Below are 24,667 nucleotides of genomic sequence, written 5' to 3'. Positions count from 1 at the left end.
GCCGCCGCGGCGCACGCCATCAACGCCGTCCCGGCGCCCCGTCCAGCGCCGGCCCCGCGCCCCGCCCCCGCGCCGCGCCTCACACCGCTGTCCGCCTCCACACCCGCTGCCACGTCTGGGGCCTCTTCTGCGCCCGGCCCGCGCGGCGCCCTCGGGTCGCGGCCCGTTCCCCGTCCCCGCATGGCTCCGGAAGTGGTGACCCCCCAGGGCGGGGTGGCTCCCCATGACGGGACGGTCCCCCACGACGAGGTCGCGGCCGGAGGGCGGACCTTCTCGGACCCCGTACCTGACGGGCGCGGCGGTGAGGCGGGTAGCGGGGGAACCGGGCGGCGGGCGGAGCTGGACTTCGTGCGGGTGCTCGTGGTGGTCGGCCTCGTGCTGTTCCATTCGTCGCTCGTCTTCGACGCCAACGACGACTTTTACGTGAAAAACCCCGAAACGACCGACATAACTACAGTTTTCGCTGGATTCGGCGTTTTATGGGCGATGCCGCTGCTGTTCCTCATTGCCGGTTTCGGTGCCTGGCACTCCCTCCGCCGCCGCGGCCCCGGAGGGTTCGCCCTGGAGCGGCTGCGCCGCATCGGCGTCCCCCTCGTCTTCGGCACGGCCGTGCTCGTGCCCGTGCCGCAGTGGCTGCGGCTGCGCGCCGACCCGGCGTACCACGAGTCGTACCTGGAGTTCCTGCCGCGCTTCTTCCACATCCGCGTGGAGCCGTGGGAGTTCCCGTTCGTGCTCCAGGGTGACAGCTTCGAGACCGGCCACCTGTGGTTCCTCCTCCTGCTGCTCGCGTTCGCGCTCATGCTCGCGCCCGTGGTGCGCTGGTTCCCGGCCTCCCGAGCGCGCGCGCTCGGCGAGGGGCTGGCGGCGGCCGGGCGGCGGCGCGGCGCGGCGCTGCTGCCCGCCCTCCCGCTGGCGCTGGTCAGCGCGGTCCTGGGGCTGGAGGAGGAGTACGCCGGCTGGAGCCGCTGGGCGTACCTGCTGTTCTTCTGCTACGGCCTGGTGCTCGCCTCCGACGGGCGGCTGCGGGACGCGCTGCGCCGCGACACGCGCGCGGCCGTGGTGTGCGGCCTGCTGCTGCCGATGGTGGGCCTGCCGTTGTTCCTGGTCGCGGAGGGGGACGCGTTCACGGACCTGCACCCGATGGCGATGACGGCGCGCGCCCTGTACGGGGCGGCGGGCTGGTGCTGGCTGGTGGTGATCATGTCGCTCCTCCAGCGCCGCCGCCCGGCGCGCGGCGGGACCCCCGGCGGAGGCTCCGGGAGGCGGCTGTACGCCTACCTGTCGGAGGGCGTGCTGCCCCTGTACGTGCTGCACCAGCCGATCGTCGTCGTGGTGGCGTTCTGGGTGGTGCGCTGGCCGGTGCCTGGCCCGGTCAAGTTCGTGGCGATCGTGGTGGTGTCGCTGGGGGCGACCCTGGTGGCGTACGACCTGCTGGTGCGGCGCGCGGAGGTGACGCGCTTCCTGTTCGGCATGCGCCCCGCCCGCCGCCGAGCGCAGAGAACGTCATAGGCGGTGCCGATGTCCGACGCCGGCGGGCCGTTTCGACCGTCCACCCGTCGCCGTCCGCCCTGCGCGACCGCGGCGTGGTGGCCCTGCCTCACATCGCGGGGTCGACCAGTCCTGTTCGGTAAGCGATGACGACCAGTTGCGCACGGTCGCGCGCACCCAGTTTCGCCATCGCCCGGCTGACATGGGTGCGCGCGGTGGCCGGGCTGAGAAACAGCTCGGCACCGATCTCGTGGTTGCTCAGGCCCTGCCCCACCAGGGCCACCACTTCGCGCTCGCGCTGGGTCAGCACCGCCAGCCGATCCTCGGCGGTCCGGGCAGTGGTTCGTCGCGCGGCGACCTGGCCGATGAGGCGGCGGGTGATCCACGGCGCGAGCAGCGCCTCTCCGGCGGCGACCACCCGGATGGCTTGCAGGAGCTCGGCCGGTCCGGCGTCCTTGAGCAGGAAGCCGCTGGCGCCGGCCTGCAAGGCGTCGAAGACGTACTCGTCGGTGTCGTAGGTGGTGAGGATGAGGACTCGGACCTGCTCCAAGCCGTGTGTTCCGGCGATCTGGGCGGTGGCGTGGATCCCGTCCACCTTGGGCATGCGGATGTCCATGAGGACGACGTCGGGGCGGGTGGCACGGGCCCGGTCGACGGCTTCGGCACCGTTGGCCGCCTCCCCCACCACCGTGATGTCGTCCTCGAGGTCGGCGGATGACGGTGCCGGGGGACGCCGCGCGGCGCGTCGTGCATGCCCTCCGGTGAAGGGCTTCAGGGGGCGGGCTCTCGGACCCGCGCGTCGTCGGCCCCCAGCGGTCGCGCCAGCGCCGGATGCACGCGCCCCGGATCGACCGTGGTGATCGTGTACGCGGCGACTCCGGCCCGCACGAACGGGTCGCCGGCCGCGACGCGCTCCACGGCCGCCCGCTCGCCCCGCGCCAGGATGACCCCGCCGTCGTCCGACGGCACGGTCTGTCCCGACAGCAGGAAGACGCCCTCGCGGTGATGCCGTTCGAGGTAGGCCACGTGCCCGGCGACGTGCGGGCCCGCGTCCTCCTCGGCGCCGAGGTAGCGCAGGACCAGCAGGTGCAGCATGGGTCTCCTTCCTGACTCAGGTGGCTTGTGGGCGGCCCAGGGTGGACATGCCCCACAGCTCGGCGATGCGCCCGTCCCGCACATGGAAGATCTCCAGCATCGCGGGCGGTGGCCGCCCGTCGCCGTCCGGTACGCCGTGCAGCGTCGTGCGCACGGCCGCCCGGTCCCCGTCCACGAGCATGTCCTCGACCTCGACCCTGATGCCGGGGAACATGGCGTGCATCCCCGACCAGGCCCGCTTCACGCTCTCCACGCCGACCGTGCCCAGCGGGTGGCTGACGAAGTCCGCCGCGAAGAGCGCGTCGGCGGCGTGCATGTCGCCGGCGTTGAACGCGTCGTACATCCGCCTGGCGACGGCGCGCACGTGATCGGTCATGTCAGCCACTCCTGTCGTCGTGCGCCCGCACGTTGGCGCGCAGCCGGGCCAGCACCCGCAGCACGGTCTCCCGGTCCCGCGGAGGGACGCCGTCGAGGAGTCGCGCCTGGTAGAGCCGGTGCGCGTCCGCGAGCGCGGCGGCCGTGCGCTCGCCCGCCGGGGTGAGGCGGGCAAGGGTGTAGCGGTTGTCCCGGGGGTCGAGGCGGCGGGCGACGAGCCCGTCCGCCTCGAACTCCTTGACCAGCCGCGTGACGCTCGCCCCGTCGAGCCCCAGGACGCCCCGCAGGTCGCTGTGGCTGGTCTCGCCGTGGCGCCACAGCCGCATCAGCATCTGGAGCCGGGGCCGGCTCATGCCCACGCGGTCGGCGAACGCCTGGCGCACCTCCGCGTAGGCGCCGGTCAGCTCCTGGAAGAACACGTCCTCCGGAGCATCGTCGCTGTCCGTCATCGGCCGGCCGCCTTCCCTTGATGTCGCCAACTATTGTGAGCATCAAGGGTTGTGGTGTCAAAGAGTGTCACCGGCGGGTGAGGCGGGAGCGCACGCCCAGCAGGACGTCCAGCAGCAGGAACGCGCCCAGCGAGATCCCCAGCAACGGCACGAACAGGCCGACGCCGACCGTCAGCGCCGCCAGCGGCGCCAGCACCCCGAGGTGGACCCCCTTCCAGGTCCCGCGCCGGTACGCCCGGCCGAAGCCGCGCGTGGGACGGCGCTGCCACCACATGAGGTAGCCGTACCCGATCAGCAGCATCAGCCCGGCGGCCAGGGCGGCCAGGACGATCTGGTTGGCCAGGCCGAACAGCCGCCCCATGTGCGCGTCGATGCCCCAGCGGGTGAGCTTGGCCGCCGGCGGGTGGTCGGCGAAGCGGAGCTGCCCGGTGACCTGCTCGGCGGCGGGATCGACGGTGACCTGGTCGAGCCGCTGCGGCCACGTGTTGTCGACCTCCTTGACCAGGTACGCGTCGCCGGGCTTGGCCGGCAGCACCATCTCCAGGGGGCCGGACAGGTTCGCGCCCCGCGCGACCCGGGCGACGCCGTCCACCGCCGGGTCGGCCGCCGTCGCCGCGCCGGGTCCGCCATGACCGCTGTGGCCGCTGTGGCCGCCCTGGGAGGCGTGGGCGGCGTGGTCGCCGGAGGAGGCCGACAGGCTGGGCGTGGACCAGCCGAGCGCCGCGCGCAGCTCGTCCACGTTCTCACCCGCGTACTTCGACCAGGTCAGGCCGGTGGCGGACAGGAACAGCAGCCCCGCGAGCGCCCACACGCCGACCAGGCCGTGCCGCCCCAGGCTCCGCCTGCGTCCCGTGACGGCGCCGGTCTCCTGCCGCGTCGAGGCGGCGCGGGCCTCGCGGCGTCGGCGCGAGAACCACAGCAGCAGCCCGCCGAGCGCCACCACCCAGAGCCAGCTCGCCGCCAGCTCGCTGTAGATCCGCCCGGGCTCCCCGAGGTGGAGGTGGCGGTGGAGCTGCGAGATCCAGGCGCGCAGCGGCAGGGCGCCCGAGCTGCCGTAGCTCTCCAGCGCGCCGCGCACCTCGGCGGTGTACGGGTCGACGAACACCGCGAGTTCGGTGCTCTCCGCCAGCCCCGGGACGTCCATCAGCACCCGGGTCGTCCGGCCCGGCTCCTCCGGTGTCCGCACCGAGGTCACCTTGCCCTCGGGACGTGCCGCGCGGGCCGCCGCGACCTGCTGCGACAGAGGCGCCTCGGCCCGGCCGACGGGGACGCTCAGCTCGTGGGCGTAGACCACCTCCTCCACCTGCCAGGACGCGGCGTACAGCAGTCCGGTGGCGGCGGCGACCAGCAGGAACGGGGCGACGAGCACGCCGGCGTAGAAGTGCAGGCGCAGGACGAGGGGGCGCAGCGCGGCCCAGCTCGCGCCACGGCCGGTGGGTGGACGTGCGGGTCCGGTGGTGGGGACGGTTTCGATGGTCGTGGACATGCGTTTCTCCGTTTCCGGTGATGGAGCGCGCGCCGGGCACAGGTCCGGCGCGTCGCCGCGGGGAGGGGAGCGAGGGGCCGGCCGGCGGTGGCGCGGGCACGGCGGATCCGGCCACGGGCTCGGGGAGGCCGAGGGGGCCGCGACCGCGGATGGTGCCCCTGGGGAGGGCCGTGTCAGAGGGGCCTGCCTCCGGAACCCTCCCGGGCCCCTTGAGGGCACGCGCGCAAGGCGTCGCCTCCCGCCGGGGGCCCGAGGCGGTTCCCAGGTGGGGCCGCCTCGGGCGGGGAGCGTCGGCCGCCACGCTGGAACGGCCCGGAGGGCGGGGAGGTCAGGTCAGAAGGCGGGACGGGCGGCGGGCGGGCCGCGCCGGGTGATCGTCGCGGCGAGCGGCGGCGACGAGGGGAGGGCCGGAGCGGTGCGGGCCGCGGCGAGGCCCGGCCACGCGACGGCGACGGGTGCGGCCGGCGGCGCGAGCAGCCACGCCACGAGGCCGTGCGCCGAGGCCACGGCCAGCCGGGTCAGCTCGGCGAGCGCGGCGTCGCTCCGTTCCAGCCACCAGCCGGAGATCAGCGCGACGGCCACGTGGACGAGCGCCATCCCGAGCACGGAACCGTGCTCCTGGTGCGCGGCGGCCATGGCGACCGGCGTGTGGTGGGCGTGCCGGCCGAGCAGGTGATGGGTCTGGAGCCCGGCGCCGGGGGACGGAGCGGCGGTGACCAGGTGGGACAGCGTGAAGGAGGCGGTGAACAGGTGGTGCATGCCGTACTGGGCGGCGAAGCAGGCGATCAGCAGCGTGCCGCGCCCGCGGCGGCGTCCGGTGAGCGCCAGCGCGCCGGCCCAGGTCGCCGCCATGGCGGTGGACAGCGTCAGGAGGTCGACGGCGTCGCCGGCGGTCAGTGTGTGCAGCCCGGCGGACAGCAGCACGCACACCATCGCGAAGACCCCGGCCCGCAGGACACGCAGAACCGGACGCGGGCGCTGATGGCCGCGAGCCGAACGCGGGCGCTGATGGCGGAGAGCCGGACGCGGGCGCTGATGGCGGGGACGGACGCCGCTTCCGCACCGTGGAAGCCGCACCCATCCCGCCACCGGTCCGCTCCTTTCTCGGCTGTACGCCCGAACCGAACGCCCGAAGACTCGACCCCGAGGGACCGCCGCCTCGCCCGAGAGGTTGCCGGCCCCCTTGTGGGATCGTCTTCGCGTGGAGATACGGCCACGATCACGTTCCGGCTCAATTCCGGCGGCATTTCCCTAAAAGTGGCGAAAACCGCTGGCCGGGCATGGACCTCACCGGGGAGGCGGCGCCAGGCGCTCCAGGCGGTTGCGCACGCCCTCGAAGTGGGCCTGGACCGCCGCCGTGGCCGCCGCCCGGTCGCCGGCCGTGACGGCCGTCAGGATGTCGCGGTGCCGCCTGGCCACGTCCTCCGGTGTCTCGTCGGGGGTGCCGATCTGGTCGCGGAGCTGGTGGTAGACGTCCCAGAACGCCCCGAGGAGCTGGCTGACCAGCGGGTTGCCGAGCGGGCGGTAGAGCAGGTCGTGGAAGAGCCGGTCGGTCTCCGGCGGGACCGCGCCGATCTCGGCCTCGGCCTCCATGCGCGCCATCACCTCGGTCACCGGCCCGAGGTCGGCCGCCTCGCCGAGGTCGATGAGGCGCAGCACCAGGCCGCTCTCCAGGACCTCCCGGATCTCGGTCAGGTGGCCGAGCTGGTTGCGTCCCTCCTGGAGGGTGATGCGGCTGTGGAAGGCCAGCTCGTCCACCAGCCCGGCCAGCGACATGCGCCCGACGAACATGCCGAAGCCATGACGGATCTCCACGATCCCCACCGCCTGGAGCGCCTTCAGTGCCTCCCGTACGGAGTTGCGGCTGATGGTCAGCTCCTCCATCAGCTCCGACTCGGTCGGCAGCGGGTCGCCCGCGACCAGCCCGCGCCTGAGAATCAGGTCCTTGACGCCCTCCTGGGCCTCCACGGCCCGGCTGAGCCGGGAACGCGGGACAGTCGTCATGAAAAATCCCTCTCTGGTAGGCGCTTAGGTAACATTCCGGAAATCTCCTGTTGACCTCAAGCGGCTCCCGCCTCTAGCGTCCACGTTACCCACAAGATAGGACATGGGATGTCCCACGTTCTACATTGAGCCGCATCCAGCGGCGCAATGCAGGTAGCACGCAGTGCAACTATCCCTCAGGAGGCATCCGTGAGCCCTGACCTCAGCCGCCGCGACTTCCTGCGTCACAGCGGGGCAACGGGGGCCGCGGCGTTCATCGCCGCCACCCTCACCGCCTGTTCGGGAGGCCCGGCCTCCACCGGCTCGGTCGGGGCGGGCTCGAACAAGGACCTCATCACGGCCGTCATCGGGTACGGCAACGACCAGAGCTGGGACCCCACCCAGACCGCCTCGGCCTTCGCCATGGCCGGCATCACCCACGTCTACGAGGGGCTGCTCGACACCGACCCGATCACCCGCGAGCCGTACCCGGCGCTGGCGACCGCGCTGCCGTCCGACCTGAACGCGACGAGCTGGACGTTCACCCTGCGCGACGGCGCCAAGTGGCACGACGGGCAGCCCGTCACCGCCGACGACGTCGTCTTCACCTACCAGCGCGTCCTCGACCCGGAGGCCAACGTCCTCGTCGGCAACTTCTTCCGCTCCTGGCTCCAGGAGGTCAAGAAGGTCGACGACAAGACCGTCGAGCTGGTCTTCAAGTTCCCCTTCCCCGACGCCGCCCCCCGGCTCACCATCGCCAAGATCATGCCCAAGCACGTCTTCGGCCAGCCGGGCGCCTGGGACGCGGCCAAGGGCGGCAAGGCCGTCGGCTCCGGCCCGTACAAGCTGACCGCGCACAACCCCAAGTCCAACACCACCTTCGAGGCGTTCGACGGCTACAACGGCCCCCGCCCGGCCGCCGCCAAGAAGATGAACTGGCTGAGCATCGTCGACGCGTCCGCCCGCGTCGCCAAGATCTCCGGCGCCTCCGCCGAGGCGCAGATCGCCGACAACATCCCGTACGCCAACGTGGACCAGCTCAAGCAGCAGGGCCGCACGGTCGAGGGCGGCGCCGGCATGAACCACCTGTTCCTCATGTTCAACACCGGCGCGAAGCCGTTCGACGACGTCCGCGTCCGCCAGGCGCTGCACTACGCCATCGACAAGAAGAAGCTCATCGACGTGGCGCTCAAGGGCCACGGCACCGCCTCCAGCTCGTTCCTCAACGAGGGCCACCCCGACCACAAGCGGGCCGCGGCCGTCTACGACCACGACCCCGACAAGGCCAAGGCGCTGCTCAAGGAGGCCGGCGTCGGCAACCTGACGGTCAACCTCATGTCGGTGAACGTGAGCTGGCTCGTCGACTGCCTGCCCACCATCGCCGCCTCCTGGGAGGCCATCGGCGTCAAGACCACGCTGGAGCCGCAGGACACGGCCGCCCTGTTCACCAAGATGGACCAGTTCCAGGACTACCAGGTGGTCGCCGCCGCCTCGAACCCCAACCAGTTCGGCATGGACGCCGACCTGATCATGCGTTACAACTACGTCTCCGGCGGCCTGTGGATGAAGTACAGCCACTTCGAGGGCAGCAAGGAGGCCAAGGCGCTGTTCGCCATGATGGACGAGGCCACCAAGGAACCCGACAAGGCGAAGAAGACCGAGCTGCTGCACAAGTACCTCGACCTGATCGCCGAGCAGGCCGTCGTCTACCCGGTCGTCCACACCGAGCTGATGACCGCCTGGGACCCGAAGAAGCTCACCGGCGTGCGCGCCCAGCCGTACCCGGGGATCAACCTGCTCCAGACCAAGCGCGTCTGAGCCGCCATGGTCCTCATCGCCCGCCTGCTCGTCCGGCGCGTCCTCATCCTGGTGCCCCTGGTGCTGGGGGTCGTCGCGTTCGTGTTCGTCGTGATGCGCTTCTCCGGCAACAAGCCGGAGTACGCGTACTTCCAGGGCGCGAACCCGACCCCCGAGCAGATCCACCAGTTCCAGCTCGAGAACGGCCTGCTCGACCCGCTGCCGCTGCGCTACCTGCGCTTCGTCGCCGACCTGGCGCGCGGCGACATGGGCACCAGCGTGCTCACCCGCAAGCCGGTCATCGAGTCGGTGACGACGGCGCTGCCGCTGACGCTCCAGCTCACCTTCCTCGGCCTGGCCGTGGCCGTCGTGCTGGCGCTCGTCCTCGGCGTGACCGCCGCGCTGTTCCGCGACCGCTGGCCGGACCAGGCCATCCGCGTCGTGTCGCTGGTGGGCGTCGCGGCGCCCGCGTTCTGGCTGGCGCTGCTGATGATCCAGTGGCTGGCCGTCGGCGAGGGCCTGTTCCCGACCGGCGGCTACATCAACCCGGCCGACTCCTTCACCGGCTGGCTGCGCTCGATGACGCTGCCCGCCCTGTCGCTGTCGCTGCCGGTCGCCGCCCAGCTCACCCGCGTCATCCGCACCTCCATGGTCGAGGAGCTGGACCGCGACTACGTGCGCACGGCCATCGGCAGCGGCCTGCCGCCCGTCGTCGTGGTCGGCCGCAACGTGCTGCGCAACGCGCTCATCAACCCGCTGACCGTGCTCGGCCTGCGCATCGGCTACCTCATCGGCGGCACCGTCGTCATCGAGCAGATCTACGGCCTGCCCGGCATGGGCCAGCTCATGATCAACGCGGTGCGCGACGGCGACCCGGCCGTGGTGCAGGGCGTCGTGCTGACGATCGCCGTCGGCTTCATGGTCGTCAACCTCGCCGTCGACATCCTCTACCTGCTCGTCAACCCCCGCCTGAGGAGCGCCGCATGAGACGTGCCCTGGGGGAGCGCCTGTCCCGGCCCGGCGTCGGCTTCCGCCGGCTGCGCCCGCTGTCGTGGGCCGCCGTCGCCGTCATCGCGCTCGTCGTGCTCGCCGCACTGCTCGCGCCCTGGATCGCGCCCCACTCCCCGTACGTCCAGGAGGCCGCCGGCGGCGGCCCGTCCGCCGCGCACTGGATGGGGCTCGACAGCGCCAACCGCGACATCCTGTCCCGGCTGCTGTACGGGGCGCGCTGGTCGCTGCTCATCGGCCTCGGCGCCACCGGCCTCGCCCTGGTCGCGGGCGCGCTCGTCGGCGCCGTCGCGGCCACCTCCCGCCGGGCCGTGGACGAGACGCTCATGCGGGTGCTCGACGTCATCATGGCCTTCCCGGGCATCGCGCTGGCCGCCGTGCTGGTCGCCGTGTTCGGCGGCAGCATCCCCGTGCTGGTCATGGCCATAGCGTTCCTCTACATGCCGTCCGTGGCCCGCGTCGTGCGGGCCAACGTGCTCGCCCAGTACGGCGAGGACTACGTCGCGGCCGAACGTGTCATCGGCGCGCGCACCCCGCACATCCTGCTGCGGCACGTGGCGGTCAACTGCGCGGCGCCCGTGCTCGTGTTCTGCACCGTGATGGTGGCCGACGCGATCGTGCTGGAGGCGTCGCTGTCGTTCATCGGCGCCGGCGTCCGCCCGCCGAACCCGTCCTGGGGCAGCGTCATCGCCGACGGCAAGAACCTCGTCCTGCTCGGCGGCTGGTGGGCGACCGTCTTCCCCGGCCTGCTCATCCTCGTCACCGTGCTCGCCCTGAACATCCTGTCCGAGGGCGTCTCCGACGCCTGGGCCGCCCCCGCCGCCACCCGGGCCGTGCCCGTCGCGGACGACCCCGTGGAGCGCGCCGAGCCCGGCTCCGGCGAGCCCGTCGAGCTGCCCGGCCTGGCCGAGGCCGCCCGCCGCCTCGCCGAACGCGCCCGCCCGCTGCCCTCCGGCCCGCCGATCCTGTCGGTGGAACGGCTGCGCATCGGCTTCACGGGGGGAGCGGACAGCGAGGGAGTGGACATCGTGGACGGCGTCTCCTTCGACGTACGGCCCGGCGAGGTGCTCGGCCTGGTCGGCGAGTCCGGATGCGGCAAGTCGCTGACCGCCCTGACCATCATGGGCCTGCAACCCCGCGAGGCCCGCGTCGGCGGCCACGTCCGCTTCGACGGGAAGGAACTGCTCGCCCTGCCGCGCAAAGCCCGTCGCCGGCTGCTCGGCCACGACATGGCCATGATCTACCAGGACGCCCTGTCGTCCCTCAACCCCGCCATGACCATCAAGGCCCAGCTCAAGCAGGTCACCCGCCGGGGCGGCCGGCGCACCCCGGCCGAGCTGCTGGAGCTCGTCGGCCTCGACGCCGGCCGCACCCTGTCGGCGTACCCGCACGAGCTGTCCGGCGGGCAGCGGCAGCGGGTGCTCATCGCGATGGCGCTGTCGCGCGAGCCGAAGCTGATCGTCGCCGACGAGCCCACGACCGCGCTCGACGTGACCGTGCAGGCGCAGGTCATCGAGCTGCTGCTGCGGCTGCGCGAGGAGCTCGGCTTCGCGCTGATCCTCGTCTCCCACGACCTCGCGCTCGTCGCCGACGTCACCGACCGGGTCGTCGTCATGTACGGCGGGCAGATCGTCGAGGCCGGCGCCACGCCCGCCCTCGTCGGCGCCCCCGCCCACCACTACGCCCGCGGGCTGCTCGGCTCCGTGCTGTCGCTGGAGTCGGGGGCAGAACGGCTCACCCAGATCCGCGGCGTCGTCCCGCCGCCCTCGGGGTTCCCCGCCGGATGCCGGTTCGCCGACCGGTGCCCGATGGCGAGCGCCGAGTGCTGGACCGACGCCCCGCCGCTGGAGGGCGACGCGCACCGGCACGCGTACGCCTGCCACCACCCGGCGACCGACCTGCGAGCCGGACTGGAGACCGCGGGGAGTGACCAGCATGCTTGAGCTCGACGACGTCCACGTCGTCCACAGGGCGCGCACCGGCGGGCTGTTCTCCCGCGACCGCGTCCACGCCCTGACCGGCGCGAGCCTGACCGTCGCCCCCGGCGAGACCGTGGGCGTGGTGGGGGAGTCCGGCTGCGGCAAGTCCACCCTGGCCAGGGTCCTCGTCGGGCTGCAACGGCCCACGTCCGGCACCGTGTCCCTGAACGGCCGCGACCTGTGGGCCATGAGCGACGCCGAACGCCGCACCGCCGTCGGGACCGGCGTCGGCATGGTGTTCCAGGACCCGTCCACGGCGCTCAACCGGCGGCTGCCCGTCCGCCAGATCCTGCGCGACCCGCTCGACGTCCACCGGCGCGGCACCCCCGCCGAGCGCGACGCCCGCGTCCGGGAACTGCTCGGCCTCGTCGGGCTGCCCGCCTCCGTCGCCGAGGCCCTGCCCGGCCGCCTGTCCGGCGGCCAGCGGCAGCGCGTCGCCGTCGCCCGGGCCCTCGCGCTGGAGCCCGCCCTGCTCGTCGCCGACGAGCCGACCAGCGCCCTCGACGTCTCCGTCCGGGCCCAGATCCTCAACCTGCTGCTCGACCTCAAGGACCGGCTCGGCCTGGCCATGGTGTTCGTCTCCCACGACATCCAGACGGTCAGGCGCATGAGCGACCGGGTGGTCAGCATGTACCTGGGGCGGATCGTGGAGCAGGCGCCCGCCAGGGCCGTACCCCTGGGGGCCCGTCACCCGTACACCCGGGCGCTGTTCTCCGCCACGCCCGGCCTGATCTCGCCGATCACGCCGATCCCGCTGACCGGAGCCGTGCCCTCGGCCACCCGGCCGCCGAGCGGGTGCCCGTTCCGCACCCGCTGCTGGCGCGCGGACGACACGTGCGCGGCGGCCTGGCCCGGCGCCACCACCGACGGCGACGACCACCTCTTCCACTGCCACCACCCGGTGACGGCGGGAGCGACCGACCTCGACCTGATCCAGGAGCGCTCGTGACGATGCCAGACCCCGCCGGACCCGCCCCGACCCCCGCCGCCGGCGGGCCGAGGGCCCTGACGGGGGTGATCCCGCCGGTGTGCACCCCGATGACCCCCGGCCACGAGGTGGACACCCGCTCCCTCGCCCGGCTCGTCGACCACCTGCTGGCCGGGGGCGTGGACGCGCTGTTCGTGCTCGGCTCGTCGTCCGAGGTGGCCTACCTGCCCGACGCCCACCGGCGCGCGGTCCTGGACACCGTCGTGGGACACGTGGCCGGTCAGGTGCCCGTGCTCGCCGGAGTCATCGACATGACCACACCCCGGGTCCTCGACCACGCCCGCGCCGCCCTGGACGCGGGTGTGTCGGGGCTGGTCGCCACGGCGCCCTTCTACACGCGTACGCACCCGGAGGAGATCCGCACCCACTTCCGGCTCATCGCCGCGCGGACCGGGCTGCCGCTGTACGCCTACGACCTGCCGGTGTCGGTCCACACCAAGCTCCCGGCCGCGCTGCTGCTGGAACTGGCCGCCGAGGGCGTGCTGGCCGGGGTCAAGGACTCCAGCGGCGACGACGGCGGCCTGCGCGAGATCATCCTGGGCCGCGCTCCCGGGTTCAGCGTGCTGACCGGGTCGGAGGTGACGGTCGACTCAGCCCTGTGGATGGGCGCGGACGGCGTCGTACCGGGCCTCGGCAACGTGGACCCCCACGGCTACGTCCGGCTGACCGCCTCCGCGGGCCGCGGCGACTGGGAGGCGGCCCGGCAGGAGCAGGAACGGCTGGTACGGCTCTTCGAGATCGTCCGGGTGGGGGGCACGCGGATGGGCGGCAGCTCGTCGGGGCTGGGCGCCTTCAAGGCGGCGCTGTACCTCCGGGGGATCATCGACTGCCCGGTGACGGCGCCGCCGCAGACGCCGCTGAACGACGACGAGATCGCCCGCGTCGGCAAGCACCTGGCGGCCGCGGGCCTGCTCTGAAAGCGAGGTCCTCCCGGGGGGCGCGCTTCGCGCGACGGCGCTCGGGCTGTGACAGTGGGGGAGCCGAGCTCCCCCACACCCCCTGGCCGGAGGCCTCCGGCCCCCGGACCCCCGGGCGCCGGCCACTGGGACGGTGGACGGCAAGTCACTGATGGCGTCACGGCGTCAGAAGGTCAGGCGGGGTTGCGGAGCAGGGCCGTGACGCGTTTGGCGATCAGTCGTTGGACCATCGGGGAGAGCCTGGGAATCAAAGGCGCGTCGCGCCCCTGTTGGGGAAGGCCATGCCGTTGAGTGGCAGCGGGTGACGGGGATCGAACGCGCGCTGCCAGCTCGAGCCGTTTCATGGTCGTGGCACCTTATGGCCATTCAACGCGGACCAGGTAGACCTCGCGCTGCCGGTCCAGGACCACGTATGTGGCAAGGCCGCGCTCTCCGAACGGGTGCGTAAGCATGTTCGCCCTGGGATTCGCAGAGTTGTACGGGTCTCCACTCCAGGGGGCGGTCTCCAGAAGCGTGAACAACTCGGCGAGGGGCCGCAATGCGTGATCAGGTAGCGCGGCGATCTGGTCCTCCGCCACGGGATCAAGGACGAGCTTGAACACCTAGACATCGATCCCGCGAGCAGCAAGGATCTCTCGCCACGGCCTGCCATGAGGTACCGGCTCGCCGGCGAGAGCCTGTCCGGCCCTGACGTGCATCTGACGACGCCCTTCGGGATCCTTCAGGGTGTCACACGCGGTGATCCACCAACGGTGCACGAAGGAGTTGAGTGCTCCAAGGTCCAGACTCACCCGTACCTCGTCGAGCACGGCCTTCAGTCCGGCGTCAAAGGCCTCGCGATCTTCTGGGACGACCAGCGCAGCCCGGATGGCCCGCAGGTTCTTTTCCGGCAGAGGTGCACCAGTGGGGACGAAGTCCTGCGGTTGCGCGGTCATGCCCTGCTCCCCTCTCTCTCCTCGAGAGACTACAGAGGGAAGGTGACATCGTTCATGCGCACGGCATGACGCGGCGCCCAGTCTGTGCGCATCCGCAGCCGGGACGGTAGGTCCGCCCTCAGCCCCGTCTCCTCCAAGATCTCGCGGAGCACCGCTCGTCGGCGAGCTCCCCGGCCTCCACCATTCCGCCGGGCAAGTCCATCCCGTGTCCGGGCCGTCCGCGTTTCGCTGTCGTACCAGGAGGACCTCGTCGTTTCGGCGTGCGATCGCGCTGACGGTGAGTACGGACAGCGCCTTCACGATTGTCCGGGATCGCCGGTGCCGCGTGCTGCCGCGACCACCCGCATCAGCGCCTTGTGCAGGTCCTGGAGCTCCTCCAGGCTCATGCCGGGACGGGCCACGATCGCCGGGGGATCTTCTCCGCCTCCGCCCGCAACGCCCGGCCGGCCGGGGCGGGGGTCACGTACAGTGCCAGGCCCAGATGCGGCCTCTGAAGGAGGGCAAGCACTTCGAGCACGGTCCGGCCAAGTTCATCTTCATCACGCTGATCGTCGTGGTGGTGCTGACGCACACTGTCGGGCTCGCCATCGCCACGCACTTCGCCTGAGGGATCGAACCGCGGGGGCTATGGGCGACGTACAACTCTGGCGCCACAAGCCCGGCGGTGAGAGCTGGGGCCTTCCCCGCGAAGAGACGTGACGTCCCGCGATGTGGCCGGGGCTTGTCCACTCGCCTCCATTTTCACCTTATAGCGCTACAGGGGGCTTGCGGCAAGACCCGGGTCGTGCCACAGAATCGCCAGCCGGAGCCGGAGGCTGCTGAACGGGGGATTCGTGATCGACGTGATCATCGTCGGCGGTGGGCCGACCGGCCTGATGTTGGCCGGCGAGTTGCGGCTGCACGGTGTGCGCACGCTCGTCCTGGAGAAGGAGGCGGCGCCGACCCGGCACGTCCGCGCGCTCGGCCTGCACGTGCGCAGCATCGAGGTGATGGACCAGCGGGGGCTGCTGGAGCGGTTCCTCGCCAACGGCATGCAGTACCCGGTCGGCGGTTCCTTCGCCGGCATCGACAAGCCCCCGCCCGACCGGCTGGACACCGCGCATCCCTACGTCCTCGCCATCCCGCAGCCCACCACTGATCGCCTGCTGGCCGAGTGGGCCACCGAGCTCGGCGCCGAGATCCGGCGCGGCTGCGAACTGGTCGGCCTGAGCCAGGACGATGACGGGGTGACCGCCGAGCTGGCCGACGGCACGCGACTGCGCTCGCGCTACCTCGTCGGGTGCGACGGCGGACGCAGCACGGTGCGCAAGCTGCTCGGCGTCGGCTTCCCCGGTGAGCCGACCCGGGTCGAGACGCTGCTGGGCGAGATGGAGGTGACCGCGCCGCCGGAGACGGTGGCCGCCGTGGTGGCCGAGATCCGCGCGACCCAGAAGCGGTTCGGCCTCGGGCCCATGGGGGACGGGGTGTACCGCGTCATCGTGCCCGCGGCGGGGGTGGCCGAGGACCGCTCCGTCCCGCCGGCGTTCGAGGAGTTCAAGCAGCAGCTACGGGTGATCGCCGGCACCGACTTCGGCGTCCACTCCCCGCGCTGGCTCTCCCGCTTCGGCGACGCCACCCGGCTGGCCGAACGGTACCGGACCGGCCGGGTGCTGCTGGCCGGCGACGCGGCGCACATCCACCCGCCGGTCGGCGGGCAGGGCCTCAACCTGGGCATCCAGGACGCGTTCAACCTCGGCTGGAAACTGGCGGCCGAGGTCGCCGGCTGGGCGCCGGGCGGACTGCTGGACAGCTACCACACCGAACGCCACCCGGTGGCCGCCGACGTGCTCGACAACACCCGCGCGCAGATGGAGCTGCTGTCGCCCGAGCCGGGTACCCAGGCCGTCCGCCGGCTGCTGTCGGAGCTGATGCGCTTCGACGAGGTGAGCCGGTACCTGACCGAGAAGATCATCGCGATCGGGGTCCGCTACGACTTCGGCGCCGGGCACGACCTGCTCGGCCGGCGGATGCGCGACGTCGGCCTGAAGCGGGGCCGCCTCTACGAGCTGACGCGCGCCGGGCGTGGGCTGCTGCTCGATCAGACTGGCCGGCTCTCGGCGGCGGGATGGGCGGACCGGGTCGACCATGTCGCCGACAGCAGCGAGGAGCTGGACGTGCCCGCCGTGCTGCTGCGGCCCGACGGCCACGTGGCCTGGCTGGGCGAGGATCAGCGGGACCTGGTCGACCAGCTGTCCCGCTGGTTCGGCGCCCCTGCCGACTGAGCATGCCCCTGCCGATCAAGCGCGCGGTCGTGGCCGGAGGGCGCCTTCCCTCCGGGCTGAGCCTGGGCACGCAGATCCTCCTCGCCGTCGTGGCTCTCGTCGTCATCTTCGTGGTGCTCCCGCATCTCGGTGAGCCGGACGCGTCACGCGTCCGGCCCACCGGGGTGGTCCAGGCCTAGTGCGGCGGCCAGGTCGCGCAGGCACTCCTCGAAGACCGGCTCCAGATCGGTGTAGGCGAAGTCCAGCTGGTGCAGGACTTCAATGCACAGCAGGCCGTACAGCCGGATCCAGCACGACAGGAAGACGTGAGCCGCCTCGGGCGGCAGCAGGTCCTCCCGCTCATGCCGGGCGCGCTCCTCGGCCGCTCACTCACCTCCGCCTACACCTGGACGATCTGACACCCCTTTCACCGGGTGAGGTCGCGGCCGAGGAAGGCCAGGAGCCGCCGGTGGACGGGGCGTCACTGGCCACCGGGACGGCGGTCCCGAACATGCCGGGGCGGCACGGCGCGCAGCAACGTGTCGCGCAGCCACCCGGCGATCCCGGTCCGGGACGTCAACCGCGACTGCCGCACCGCCGCCAGCATCATGCGGTCGGCGCGCGGCCTGCGCCCATCGTGCACGGCTGTACGGGGCACGACGAGCAGCGGCCTTGACGGGTCGGCCCGGCCTCCTCAGGCCAGTGGTCCGGCGACGGTGCGAACCCGCTGCCCGCCGCGCCCATCCCGGTCCGGCATATGGTGGTGATCGACCGGCTTTCCGGCAGTTCCTCCCCGCAGAGAAACGCTTCCAGAGAAACGCTTCCAGAGAACGGAGACGCTCCGTGTCCCGTGACGTCAAGATCCCCGGGCCCGATCACCCCATCACGGTCGCGGCGGCCTCCACCCGTGTGGTCGTCCGCGTCGGTGACCGGGTCATCGCCGACACCACCCGCCCGCTGGTCCTGCGTGAGTCGACCTATCCCGCGGTGCACTACATCCCGATCGAGGACGTCGATCCCGGCCTGATCCGGCGGAGCGACACCCGTACGTACTGCCCGTACAAGGGCGAGGCGTCCTACTACAGCATCGTCACCCCCGAGGGTGAGGTGGACGACGCCATATGGACGTACGAGGAGCCCTGCGAAGCGGTCGGCGAGATCGGCGGGCACGTCGCCTTCTACCCCGATCGGGCGCGGCTCATGGTCGAACCGTCCTGAGGCGGCGGGCATCGCGGCGCGTGCCGGGGACAACGGCTTCCTGGGAGAGATCGGGCCGGTCCACCCCGCTGCTCCCAGCACCGACCAGATGGACCACCGCTCCATCCCCGCGCCGGGCATAACGCTTTGAGGAACCATTCCTTCCTCAATGCCCCGTAGCGTTCCCGTCACCTGCCCAGCCGACGAAGGGAACACCCCATGCCGCGAGGACCCGTCGCCCAGCCCCCCTCCGACGCGGACGCCCTGACGTTCGAGGACGCCGCCGAGTGGGAGACGTGGCTGGCCGAGCATCACGAGACGTCCGGCGGCGTCTGGTTGCGGATCGCCAAGAAGGGCTCGGGCAGGGTGTCGGTGACGCGGGGTGAAGCGCTCGACGTCGCGCTCTGCTACGGCTGGATCGACAGCCACACCCGATCGTGCGACGAGGCGTATTTCCTGCAGAGGTTCTCGCCGCGCCGGTCCCGGAGCGTCTGGTCCAAGGTGAACGTGGCCAAGGTCGAGGAGCTCATCGCCGAAGGACGCATGCGCCCGCCGGGCCTGGCCGTGGTGCTGGCGGCCCAGGCCGACGGGCGCTGGGACGCCGCGTACGAGTCGCCGAGGAACGTCACCGTCCCCGAGGACCTGGTCGAGGCGCTGGAACAGGACGAGCGGGCGAAGGCGTTCTTCCACACCCTCGGCAAGTCCGACCAGTACATCGTCATCCTGCGGCTCATGACGGCGAGGACCCCGGAGACGCGGGCGGCCCGCCTGGGCAGGATGGTCGCCAGGCTGGCGGCGGGGGAGAAGGTGCGCTGAGAAGAACCGAGGCAGGAGAAAATTCGTCGGCGGGTCGTGTCCATCCGGCCGGGGGCCGTTCGTGGTGATGGTGTGCGGCGGGCCCGCCGCACGACGACTCGACCCGAGAGGGGATCACCGTGAAGTACATGCTGCTGATCAACGCCGGCACCTCCGGCCAGGACGAGGACGCGTGCACCGTCGAGGACTGGATGGCCTATGACCAGGCCGTGCGGGAGGCGGGCGTCTGGGTGTCCGGCGAGTCGCTGGCCGATCTGGTGACCGCCACGACCGTCCGCGTGGACAGGGACGGCAAGCGGAGCGTCACCGACGGGCCGTACGCCGAGACCCGGGAGGTGCTGGGCGGCTTCTACGTGATCGACGTGCCGGACCTGGACGTCGCCCTTGACTGGGCCGCCCGCTGCCCGGGCGCGCGCGGCGGCGGGTCGGTCGTGGTGCGCCCGGTCGCCGACTTCGACGCGTGACTCCGATGCGTGAGAACGCACGACTCCGGTGCGTGAGGACGCGTGACCCCCATGCGTGAGGTCGAGGCGGTCTTCCGGGAGGAGCGCGGCCGGCTGCTGGCCGCGCTCGTGCGCCGCTTCGGCGATCTCGACCTGGCGGAGGAGGTCACCTCCGACGCCGTCGAGGCGGCGCTGAAGCACTGGCCGGTCGAGGGCGTGCCGCCCAAGCCGGGCGCGTGGCTGATGACGACGGCGCGGCGCAAGGCGGTCGACCGGCTCAGGCGCGACCGGGCCCTGGCCGCTCGACTGGCGATCCTGCAGGTGGAGGCGGAGCGGGCCGCGTACGCCCCGCCCGCCGACACGCTCGACGACCTGCACGACCTGCCGGACGAGCGGCTGCGGCTGTTCTTCACCTGCGCCCATCCCGCGCTGCCCGCCGAGGACCGCGGGGCGCTGATGCTGCGCTGCCTGGCGGGGATGGGCACCCCGGAGGTGGCGCGGGCCTACCTGGTGCCGGTCCAGACGATGGCCAAGCGGATCGTCCGGGCGAAGAAGAAGATCCGTGAGGCGCGCATCCCGTTCCGCGTGCCCGGCGCGGACGAGCTGCCGGAACGGCTGCCCGGTGTGCTTCAGGCGGTCTACTCGATCTTCACCGAGGGGTACGCGGCCAGTTCGGGCCCCGACCTGCAACGGCTGGACCTGGCCGAGGAGGCGATCCGGCTGGCGCGGATCCTGCGCCGGCTGCTGCCCGACGAGCGGGAGGTCGCCGGGCTGCTGGCGCTGTTGCTGCTGGTCCACGCGCGCCGCGACGCCCGTACCGGTCCCGGTGGCGAGCCGGTGCTGCTGGACGGGCAGGACCGGGACCGCTGGGACCGGGCCATGATCGAGGAGGGTTCGGCGCTGGTGGTGACCGCGCTGAGCGGCGGCCCGCCCGGCGTGTACGGCGTGCAGGCCGCGGTCGCGGCGCTCCACGACGAGGCGGCGGACCTGGCCACGACCGACTGGCCGCAGGTCGTGGCCCTGTACGACGTGCTGCTGGCGCTCGATCCGTCGCCGGTGGTCGCGCTGAACCGGGCGGCGGCCGTGGCCATGCGCGACGGGCCCGAGGCCGGCCTGTCGCTGCTGGAGGAGCTGGCCGGCGAGCCGCGGCTGCGCGACTATCACCCGTACCTGGCGGCGCGCGCCGACCTGCTGCACCGGCTCGGCCGCCTTCCCGAGGCCGCGGCGGGCTATCGCGCGGCTCTTGAGGTGGCCGGGAGCGAGCCCGAACGCGCCCACCTGCGGCGCCGCCTGGCCGCCGTCGAGGAATGCTGAACTTCGTCGCCGGGATGGGAACGGAGTGGACGCTGCGGCGGTTGGTTCTGGACGACGTACATCGATCCGTGAAAGAACCAGGAGCCTCCTATGACCGCCACAGAGGGCACGCCGTCGCCCGTCCGTCAGCTCCGCCTCGTCGTCGAGGCCGAGGACTACGAGGCCGCGCTCGCGTTCTACCGGGACGTGCTGGGGCTCCCCGAGCAGGCGGCGTTCTCCAGCGACGGGGGCGCCCGGGTCGCGATCCTGGACGCGGGCCGGGCCACCCTGGAGATCGCTAACCCGGCCCAGAAGAAGTACATCGACGAGGTCGAGGTGGGGCGGCAGGTGGCGCCCAAGATCCGGGTCGCGTTCGAGGTGGACGACGCCCAGGCCACCACGGACCGGCTCGTGACCGGCGGCGCCGACCAGGTCGCTCCGCCCACCCTCACTCCGTGGCAGTCGCTGAACGCGCGGCTCGACGCGCCGGCGGGGCTGCACATCACGGTGTTCCAGGAGACGCTCAGCCTGGAGGAGCGCGAATCACTCGACGGCTTCGGCACCGAGGGCACTGAGGGCGCCTGAGGGTACTGAGGGTGATTGAAGGCGACTGTGAGTGTCCGAGGCGGCTGAAGGGCATCGGGGATCTGGGGGCGTCGGGGGCCCGCGCCGGGACGTGATTGGTAAGGCGGCTTGCAGACTTCCGGTAAGGCGGCTTACGATTTCCGGATGTCTCCTCATGATCTTGTCCCCTCCGCGCGCGCCGAACTCGTCGCCCGGTTCGGCGCGCCGCTGGGCGTCGAGGAAGCCCGCGCCCACTGGGGCCGGTTGGTGCGCGCCGCGCAGGACGGCGACACCACGCTCCTCACCCGGGAGCGCTGGGAGTGGGCCGCCCTGATCCCGGTCTCCGGAGTGTCCGGGCCGCTGACCGGCCTCGCGGCCGTGCCACTGTCGACCGCCCGCCGCAAGCTCGGCGACCTCGTACGGCAGGCGACCCTCCCGTACGGGGACGGCCCGCTGCTGCTCACCCGCCACCGCACTCCGGTGGCGGCCCTGATCGCCGCCCGTCATGTGGCGGGCAGAGAGGTGCGCGAGCACCGTCTGGTCCCCGAGGATCTGCTGCGCGACGGCCACACCATCCTCCTGAGCCGCCTCCCGGAGGCGGACCGTCCCGCCTACGCCGCGGTCGTCCGTGACCCCGACGGCGCAGACGTGGCCGCCGGCGACGGCGGCAGCATCGACGAGGCGCTGCGGCGGCTGCGCCGCACGGAGGGATGACGGCCGTAGGGGTGACGGCCGTAGGGGTGACGGCGCCCCTCCCGCGCTAGCAGCCCGGGGTGCCGGCCGCGTACAACACGTCGCGCAGCCCCGGGAGCGTCGCCTCGCGGCCGGCGTGCCAGACGAGGCGGAGGCTGAGGTCGGGCGCCGGGAACGCGAGCCGCGCGAGCGTGCCCGCCCCCAGGGCGGCGGACACCGCGAACCCCGGCAGCAGGGCGATCCCGAGCCCCTGCTCGGCCCAGGCACGCATCACCTGGACCCCGCCCACCTGGACCCGTTCCGGGCCGGGGCCGATGAGCCGGTCCGCGGCCATGAGGAACGAGCAGTTCGGCCCGTTCACCAGGAGCCGCTCGCCCGAGAGGTCGCCGGTGGACACCCGGGAGCGGCCGAGGAGCGGATGGCCGGGCGCGGCGACCAGGACGAGAGGAACGGAGTCCACGTCGAGGAACGTCAGCGGCGCGGGCGGCGGCGCGAAGCCGAGGTCGCCGAGGGTCTCGCCCGTGTCGAGGACCAGCGCCGCCTCCAGCCGCCCGGCGGTCACGTCGGCGAGCAGGTCGTCGCGGCTCACGCTGGGAAGCACCTCCACGCGCAGGCCGGGACGGCGCTCGGCCAGCCTGGCCAGCACGCGCGGCACGCAGGCGGCCACGATCGTCTCCAGCGCCCCCAGCCGGACGTCCTCCGGCTGCCCGGCCACCTCGCGGCGCGCCTGCTCGGCCTGGTCGAGCAGACGCCGCGCCCAGCCCTGGAGCCGACGCCCGGGCCCGGTCAGGACCATCCCTCTCGGGGTCCGGTCGAACAGCGTCACGCCGAGGGACTTCTCCAGGACGCGGATCTGCTCGGAGACGCTGGACGGGGCGAGGTCCAGGGCGTTGGCGGCGTCCGTCACCGTCCGGTGCCGCACGACGGCCTCGAAGGTCCGCAACTGACGCAATTCCACGCCCATGCCAACCGGTGCAGCGGCGGACGGCATTCCACCCTGCGTGCATGCAGCTTGCATGCTAGCGTGGTGGTATGGCGATCATACAGATCAGAGACGTCCCGGAGTCCACCGAACGGACGCTCAAGGCGCGTGCGGAGCGCGCCGGCAAGTCTCTGGCGGCGTACCTCCGTGACCTCCTGAACGAAGAGGCCGCCCAGCCCGCGCCCGACGAGGTGATGGCCAGGATCGCCGCCGACGAGCCGGTGCCGTACGACCCCGACTTCGTGCGCGAGACCTTGCGCGAGGGGCGCCGGTGAGCCTGGTCGTCGACGCCTCCATCGTGTTCCGTCTGCTGGCGAACGTGAAAGGCGACGATCCGCTCCGCCGGCGACTGGCCCGCACGCTGCACGCCCCAGCACTGATCGACGTCGAGATCGCCTCGGTTGTGCGCGGGCATGTGATCACCGGCAAGGCTGAGGTGCGCATCTCCGCAGAGCGGGGCCGCCTCATGCTGGACCGGTTCGCGAAGCTCAAGATCGTGCGGCATCCTATGCTGCCGCTGCAGCCACGGGTGCTGGAGTTGCGCCACAACCTCACCGCCTACGACGGGATGTACGTGGCGCTCGCCGAGCTGCTGGGGATGCCGCTGCTCACCGGTGACGCGAAGTTCGCCGGTTCGACGGGTCACCGGGCGGAGATCCACCACTACACCTAGCCGCCCCACGGCGTTCGGAATCTCCGAACGCGCTCTGCGGCCGGGCCGGTGGAGCCGCGGCGGGCCGGAGCCGACAGTGTGCGGCATGACTTCTCCCCTCATCTGTGCGCCTCCGCGCGGTCATCGGCGGAGCGCGGCGCTGCTCGGCGTGTCACTCGGGTACTTCATGGTGCTGCTCGACATGACGGTGCTCTCCGTCGCCGAGCTCGACCTGGCCGCGTCGCTGCGCACCTCGATCGCCGGCCTCCAGTGGGCCACCACCGGCTACACCGTCGTCTTCGGCGCGTTGCTGCTGTCCGGCGGGGCGGTCGCCGACCGTTACGGGGCCGACCGGGTGTTCCGTGCCGGTGTGGCGGTGTTCGCCCTCGGCTCGCTGCTGTCGGCCCTCGCTCCCGGCCTGGGCGCGCTGGTCGGGTCGCGGGCGGTGCTGGGTGCCGCGGGTGCGGCCTGCGTGCCCGCCTCCATGGCCGTCATCGCGCGGCTCTACCCGGCCCCGGCCGAGCGGACCCGGGCGATGGCGGCCTGGGCGGCCATCAGCGGTGCGGCCGTCGCCGCCGGCCCCGTCGCCGGCGGCGCGCTCGTGGACCTGGCCGGATGGCGGGCGATCTTCCTGGTGAACGTGCCGATCGGCCTGCTGGTGCTGGCGCTGACCGCCGGGCGGGGACTGCGGGCGTCTCGTGGTGCGGGCCTGCGGGCGTCTCACGGTGGGGGTCTGCGGGCGTCTCGCGGTGGGCGCGGCGCGGCCCTCGGCGAAGCGACCGGGTCTCCGGGTGGGGAGCGGCGGATCGACTGGGCGGCCCAGCTCGCCGCCTGCGCGGTGCTCGCGCTGCTGACCGACGCGCTGATCGCGGCGGGCTCGCGGTCCTGGGCGCACGCGGCCGGGTCGGCGGCGGCCACGGCGCTGGCGGCCCGCGGGTTCGCCGTCCTCGAACGGCGCAGCGACGCCCCCGTGCTGAACCGGTCGCTCCTCGGCAGCGGCGGCGTGCGGGCCGGTCTGGCCGCCGGGGCGGTGGTGAGCTTCACCCTGAACGGCGGCCTGTTCGTGCTGCCGCTGCTGCTCCAGCAGGGCCGTCACCTCAGCGCGGTGGCCAGCGGCCTGGCGTTCCTGCCGCTCACCCTGCCGTTCGTCGTCAACCCGCCGCTGACCGGCCGGATCGTCGCCCGCGTCGGCCCGCGCCCGCCGATCCTGGCCGGGCTGGCGCTGCTCGCCGCGGGCGGCGGCGGGCTGGCGTGGGCCGTCGGCGCCGGCGCCTCGTACGGGTGGCT

General features: G+C 72.7%; 28 protein-coding genes. 18 read left to right on the top strand and 10 right to left on the bottom strand.

Annotated features, from left to right (window positions below; translation table 11 throughout):
- Positions 1-180 precede the first annotated feature (180 nt).
- Positions 181-1,509 carry an acyltransferase family protein gene (locus AB0H81_RS32280; protein ID WP_358382115.1) on the top strand — a complete coding sequence of 443 codons (1,329 nt, stop codon included), beginning with the start codon at positions 181-183 and terminating at the stop codon, positions 1,507-1,509.
- Positions 1,510-1,597: 88 nt separating this feature from the next.
- Here AB0H81_RS32280 and AB0H81_RS32275 read toward each other — a convergent pair whose 3' ends face one another.
- The 7 genes from AB0H81_RS32275 to AB0H81_RS32245 all read right to left on the bottom strand — a co-directional run bounded on the left by AB0H81_RS32275 (position 1,598) and on the right by AB0H81_RS32245 (position 6,897).
- A complete protein-coding gene (locus AB0H81_RS32275) occupies positions 1,598-2,263 on the bottom strand; it encodes a response regulator transcription factor (protein WP_358382121.1) in 666 nt (221 codons plus the stop codon).
- Entirely contained in the window at positions 2,260-2,583 is a 324-nt protein-coding gene (locus AB0H81_RS32270; protein ID WP_358382113.1) for a YciI family protein, read from the bottom strand. Before AB0H81_RS32270 ends, AB0H81_RS32275 begins: the two co-directional genes overlap by 4 nt.
- A gap of 16 nt (positions 2,584-2,599) precedes the next feature.
- Positions 2,600-2,959, bottom strand: coding sequence for a nuclear transport factor 2 family protein (locus AB0H81_RS32265; protein WP_358382111.1), 360 nt, complete (start codon positions 2,957-2,959; stop codon positions 2,600-2,602).
- 1 nt (position 2,960) lies between these two features.
- Complete coding sequence (locus tag AB0H81_RS32260) at positions 2,961-3,407, bottom strand: MarR family winged helix-turn-helix transcriptional regulator (RefSeq protein ID WP_358382109.1); 447 nt, start codon at positions 3,405-3,407, stop codon at positions 2,961-2,963.
- 67 nt (positions 3,408-3,474) lie between these two features.
- Complete coding sequence (locus AB0H81_RS32255; RefSeq protein WP_358382107.1) at positions 3,475-4,893, bottom strand: PepSY domain-containing protein; 1,419 nt, start codon at positions 4,891-4,893, stop codon at positions 3,475-3,477.
- 333 nt (positions 4,894-5,226) lie between these two features.
- Complete coding sequence (locus tag AB0H81_RS32250; RefSeq protein ID WP_358382104.1) at positions 5,227-5,826, bottom strand: hypothetical protein; 600 nt, start codon at positions 5,824-5,826, stop codon at positions 5,227-5,229.
- Between the two features lie 354 nt (positions 5,827-6,180).
- Positions 6,181-6,897, bottom strand: a complete 717-nt coding sequence (locus tag AB0H81_RS32245) for an FCD domain-containing protein (RefSeq protein WP_358382102.1) — start codon at positions 6,895-6,897, stop codon at positions 6,181-6,183.
- A gap of 189 nt (positions 6,898-7,086) precedes the next feature.
- Here AB0H81_RS32245 and AB0H81_RS32240 point away from each other — a divergent pair, with 189 nt between their 5' ends.
- Genes AB0H81_RS32240 through AB0H81_RS32220 form a run of 5 tightly spaced genes read left to right on the top strand, consistent with a single transcriptional unit; the run spans position 7,087 to position 13,565 of the window.
- Complete coding sequence (locus AB0H81_RS32240; protein ID WP_358382100.1) at positions 7,087-8,694, top strand: ABC transporter substrate-binding protein; 1,608 nt, start codon at positions 7,087-7,089, stop codon at positions 8,692-8,694.
- Between the two features lie 6 nt (positions 8,695-8,700).
- The gene (locus tag AB0H81_RS32235) at positions 8,701-9,660 is read left to right on the top strand and encodes an ABC transporter permease (protein WP_358382098.1); all 960 of its coding nucleotides are present in this window, start codon (positions 8,701-8,703) and stop codon (positions 9,658-9,660) included.
- Positions 9,657-11,624, top strand: coding sequence for a dipeptide/oligopeptide/nickel ABC transporter permease/ATP-binding protein (locus AB0H81_RS32230; protein ID WP_358382096.1), 1,968 nt, complete (start codon positions 9,657-9,659; stop codon positions 11,622-11,624). The genes AB0H81_RS32235 and AB0H81_RS32230 overlap by 4 nt, the downstream gene beginning before the upstream one ends.
- On the top strand, positions 11,617-12,609 hold the full coding sequence (locus AB0H81_RS32225) for an ABC transporter ATP-binding protein (RefSeq protein ID WP_358382094.1): 993 nt from the start codon (positions 11,617-11,619) through the stop codon (positions 12,607-12,609). The genes AB0H81_RS32230 and AB0H81_RS32225 overlap by 8 nt, the downstream gene beginning before the upstream one ends.
- A 2-nt stretch (positions 12,610-12,611) precedes the next feature.
- Positions 12,612-13,565, top strand: coding sequence for a dihydrodipicolinate synthase family protein (locus AB0H81_RS32220; RefSeq protein WP_358382119.1), 954 nt, complete (start codon positions 12,612-12,614; stop codon positions 13,563-13,565).
- Positions 13,566-14,167: 602 nt separating this feature from the next.
- Here the strand turns inward: AB0H81_RS32220 and AB0H81_RS32215 are convergent.
- Entirely contained in the window at positions 14,168-14,500 is a 333-nt protein-coding gene (locus AB0H81_RS32215; protein ID WP_358382092.1) for a DUF6247 family protein, read from the bottom strand.
- Between the two features lie 481 nt (positions 14,501-14,981).
- On the opposite strand from AB0H81_RS32215, the gene AB0H81_RS32210 reads away from it, so the two are divergent.
- From AB0H81_RS32210 to AB0H81_RS32200, 3 genes are all read left to right on the top strand, one after another.
- Positions 14,982-15,107 carry a hypothetical protein gene (locus tag AB0H81_RS32210; RefSeq protein WP_358382090.1) on the top strand — a complete coding sequence of 42 codons (126 nt, stop codon included), beginning with the start codon at positions 14,982-14,984 and terminating at the stop codon, positions 15,105-15,107.
- A gap of 226 nt (positions 15,108-15,333) precedes the next feature.
- Complete coding sequence (gene rox / locus AB0H81_RS32205; RefSeq protein WP_358382088.1) at positions 15,334-16,761, top strand: rifampin monooxygenase; 1,428 nt, start codon at positions 15,334-15,336, stop codon at positions 16,759-16,761.
- A 2-nt stretch (positions 16,762-16,763) separates the two neighbouring features.
- Positions 16,764-16,940, top strand: coding sequence for a hypothetical protein (locus AB0H81_RS32200; protein ID WP_358382086.1), 177 nt, complete (start codon positions 16,764-16,766; stop codon positions 16,938-16,940).
- Between the two features lie 281 nt (positions 16,941-17,221).
- Here AB0H81_RS32200 and AB0H81_RS32195 read toward each other — a convergent pair whose 3' ends face one another.
- Positions 17,222-17,383 (bottom strand): hypothetical protein, encoded by a 162-nt coding sequence (locus AB0H81_RS32195; protein ID WP_358382084.1) that lies wholly within the window; start codon positions 17,381-17,383, stop codon positions 17,222-17,224.
- Between the two features lie 200 nt (positions 17,384-17,583).
- On the opposite strand from AB0H81_RS32195, the gene AB0H81_RS32190 reads away from it, so the two are divergent.
- The 6 genes from AB0H81_RS32190 (at position 17,584) to AB0H81_RS32165 (ending at position 21,767) form a co-directional block, all read left to right on the top strand.
- Positions 17,584-17,958: a DUF427 domain-containing protein gene (locus tag AB0H81_RS32190; protein WP_358382082.1), complete on the top strand. Its 375-nt coding sequence runs from the start codon at positions 17,584-17,586 to the stop codon at positions 17,956-17,958.
- 198 nt (positions 17,959-18,156) lie between these two features.
- On the top strand, positions 18,157-18,753 hold the full coding sequence (locus AB0H81_RS32185; protein ID WP_358382080.1) for a YdeI/OmpD-associated family protein: 597 nt from the start codon (positions 18,157-18,159) through the stop codon (positions 18,751-18,753).
- Between the two features lie 128 nt (positions 18,754-18,881).
- Complete coding sequence (locus tag AB0H81_RS32180) at positions 18,882-19,217, top strand: YciI family protein (RefSeq protein ID WP_358382117.1); 336 nt, start codon at positions 18,882-18,884, stop codon at positions 19,215-19,217.
- Positions 19,218-19,268: 51 nt separating this feature from the next.
- Positions 19,269-20,510 carry a DUF6596 domain-containing protein gene (locus AB0H81_RS32175; RefSeq protein ID WP_358382078.1) on the top strand — a complete coding sequence of 414 codons (1,242 nt, stop codon included), beginning with the start codon at positions 19,269-19,271 and terminating at the stop codon, positions 20,508-20,510.
- A gap of 90 nt (positions 20,511-20,600) precedes the next feature.
- Entirely contained in the window at positions 20,601-21,074 is a 474-nt protein-coding gene (locus tag AB0H81_RS32170; protein WP_358382076.1) for a VOC family protein, read from the top strand.
- A 144-nt stretch (positions 21,075-21,218) separates the two neighbouring features.
- Positions 21,219-21,767: a type II toxin-antitoxin system prevent-host-death family antitoxin gene (locus AB0H81_RS32165; protein WP_358382074.1), complete on the top strand. Its 549-nt coding sequence runs from the start codon at positions 21,219-21,221 to the stop codon at positions 21,765-21,767.
- A gap of 46 nt (positions 21,768-21,813) precedes the next feature.
- Here AB0H81_RS32165 and AB0H81_RS32160 read toward each other — a convergent pair whose 3' ends face one another.
- Positions 21,814-22,689: a LysR family transcriptional regulator gene (locus AB0H81_RS32160; protein ID WP_358382072.1), complete on the bottom strand. Its 876-nt coding sequence runs from the start codon at positions 22,687-22,689 to the stop codon at positions 21,814-21,816.
- A gap of 89 nt (positions 22,690-22,778) precedes the next feature.
- On the opposite strand from AB0H81_RS32160, the gene AB0H81_RS32155 reads away from it, so the two are divergent.
- From AB0H81_RS32155 to AB0H81_RS32145, 3 genes are all read left to right on the top strand, one after another.
- Positions 22,779-23,003, top strand: a complete 225-nt coding sequence (locus AB0H81_RS32155; RefSeq protein WP_358382070.1) for a hypothetical protein — start codon at positions 22,779-22,781, stop codon at positions 23,001-23,003.
- Positions 23,000-23,401 (top strand): type II toxin-antitoxin system VapC family toxin, encoded by a 402-nt coding sequence (locus AB0H81_RS32150; protein ID WP_358382068.1) that lies wholly within the window; start codon positions 23,000-23,002, stop codon positions 23,399-23,401. Before AB0H81_RS32155 ends, AB0H81_RS32150 begins: the two co-directional genes overlap by 4 nt.
- 85 nt (positions 23,402-23,486) lie before the next feature.
- The coding region (locus AB0H81_RS32145) for an MFS transporter (RefSeq protein ID WP_358382066.1) at positions 23,487-24,667 on the top strand (1,181 nt) is incomplete at its 3' end.

The sequence above is a fragment of the Nonomuraea sp. NPDC050691 genome, from assembly GCF_040654455.1.
Classification (GTDB): domain Bacteria; phylum Actinomycetota; class Actinomycetes; order Streptosporangiales; family Streptosporangiaceae; genus Nonomuraea.
The sequence above is the reverse complement of the archived record's forward strand: the minus strand, read 5'-3'. Positions and strand labels throughout refer to the sequence as shown.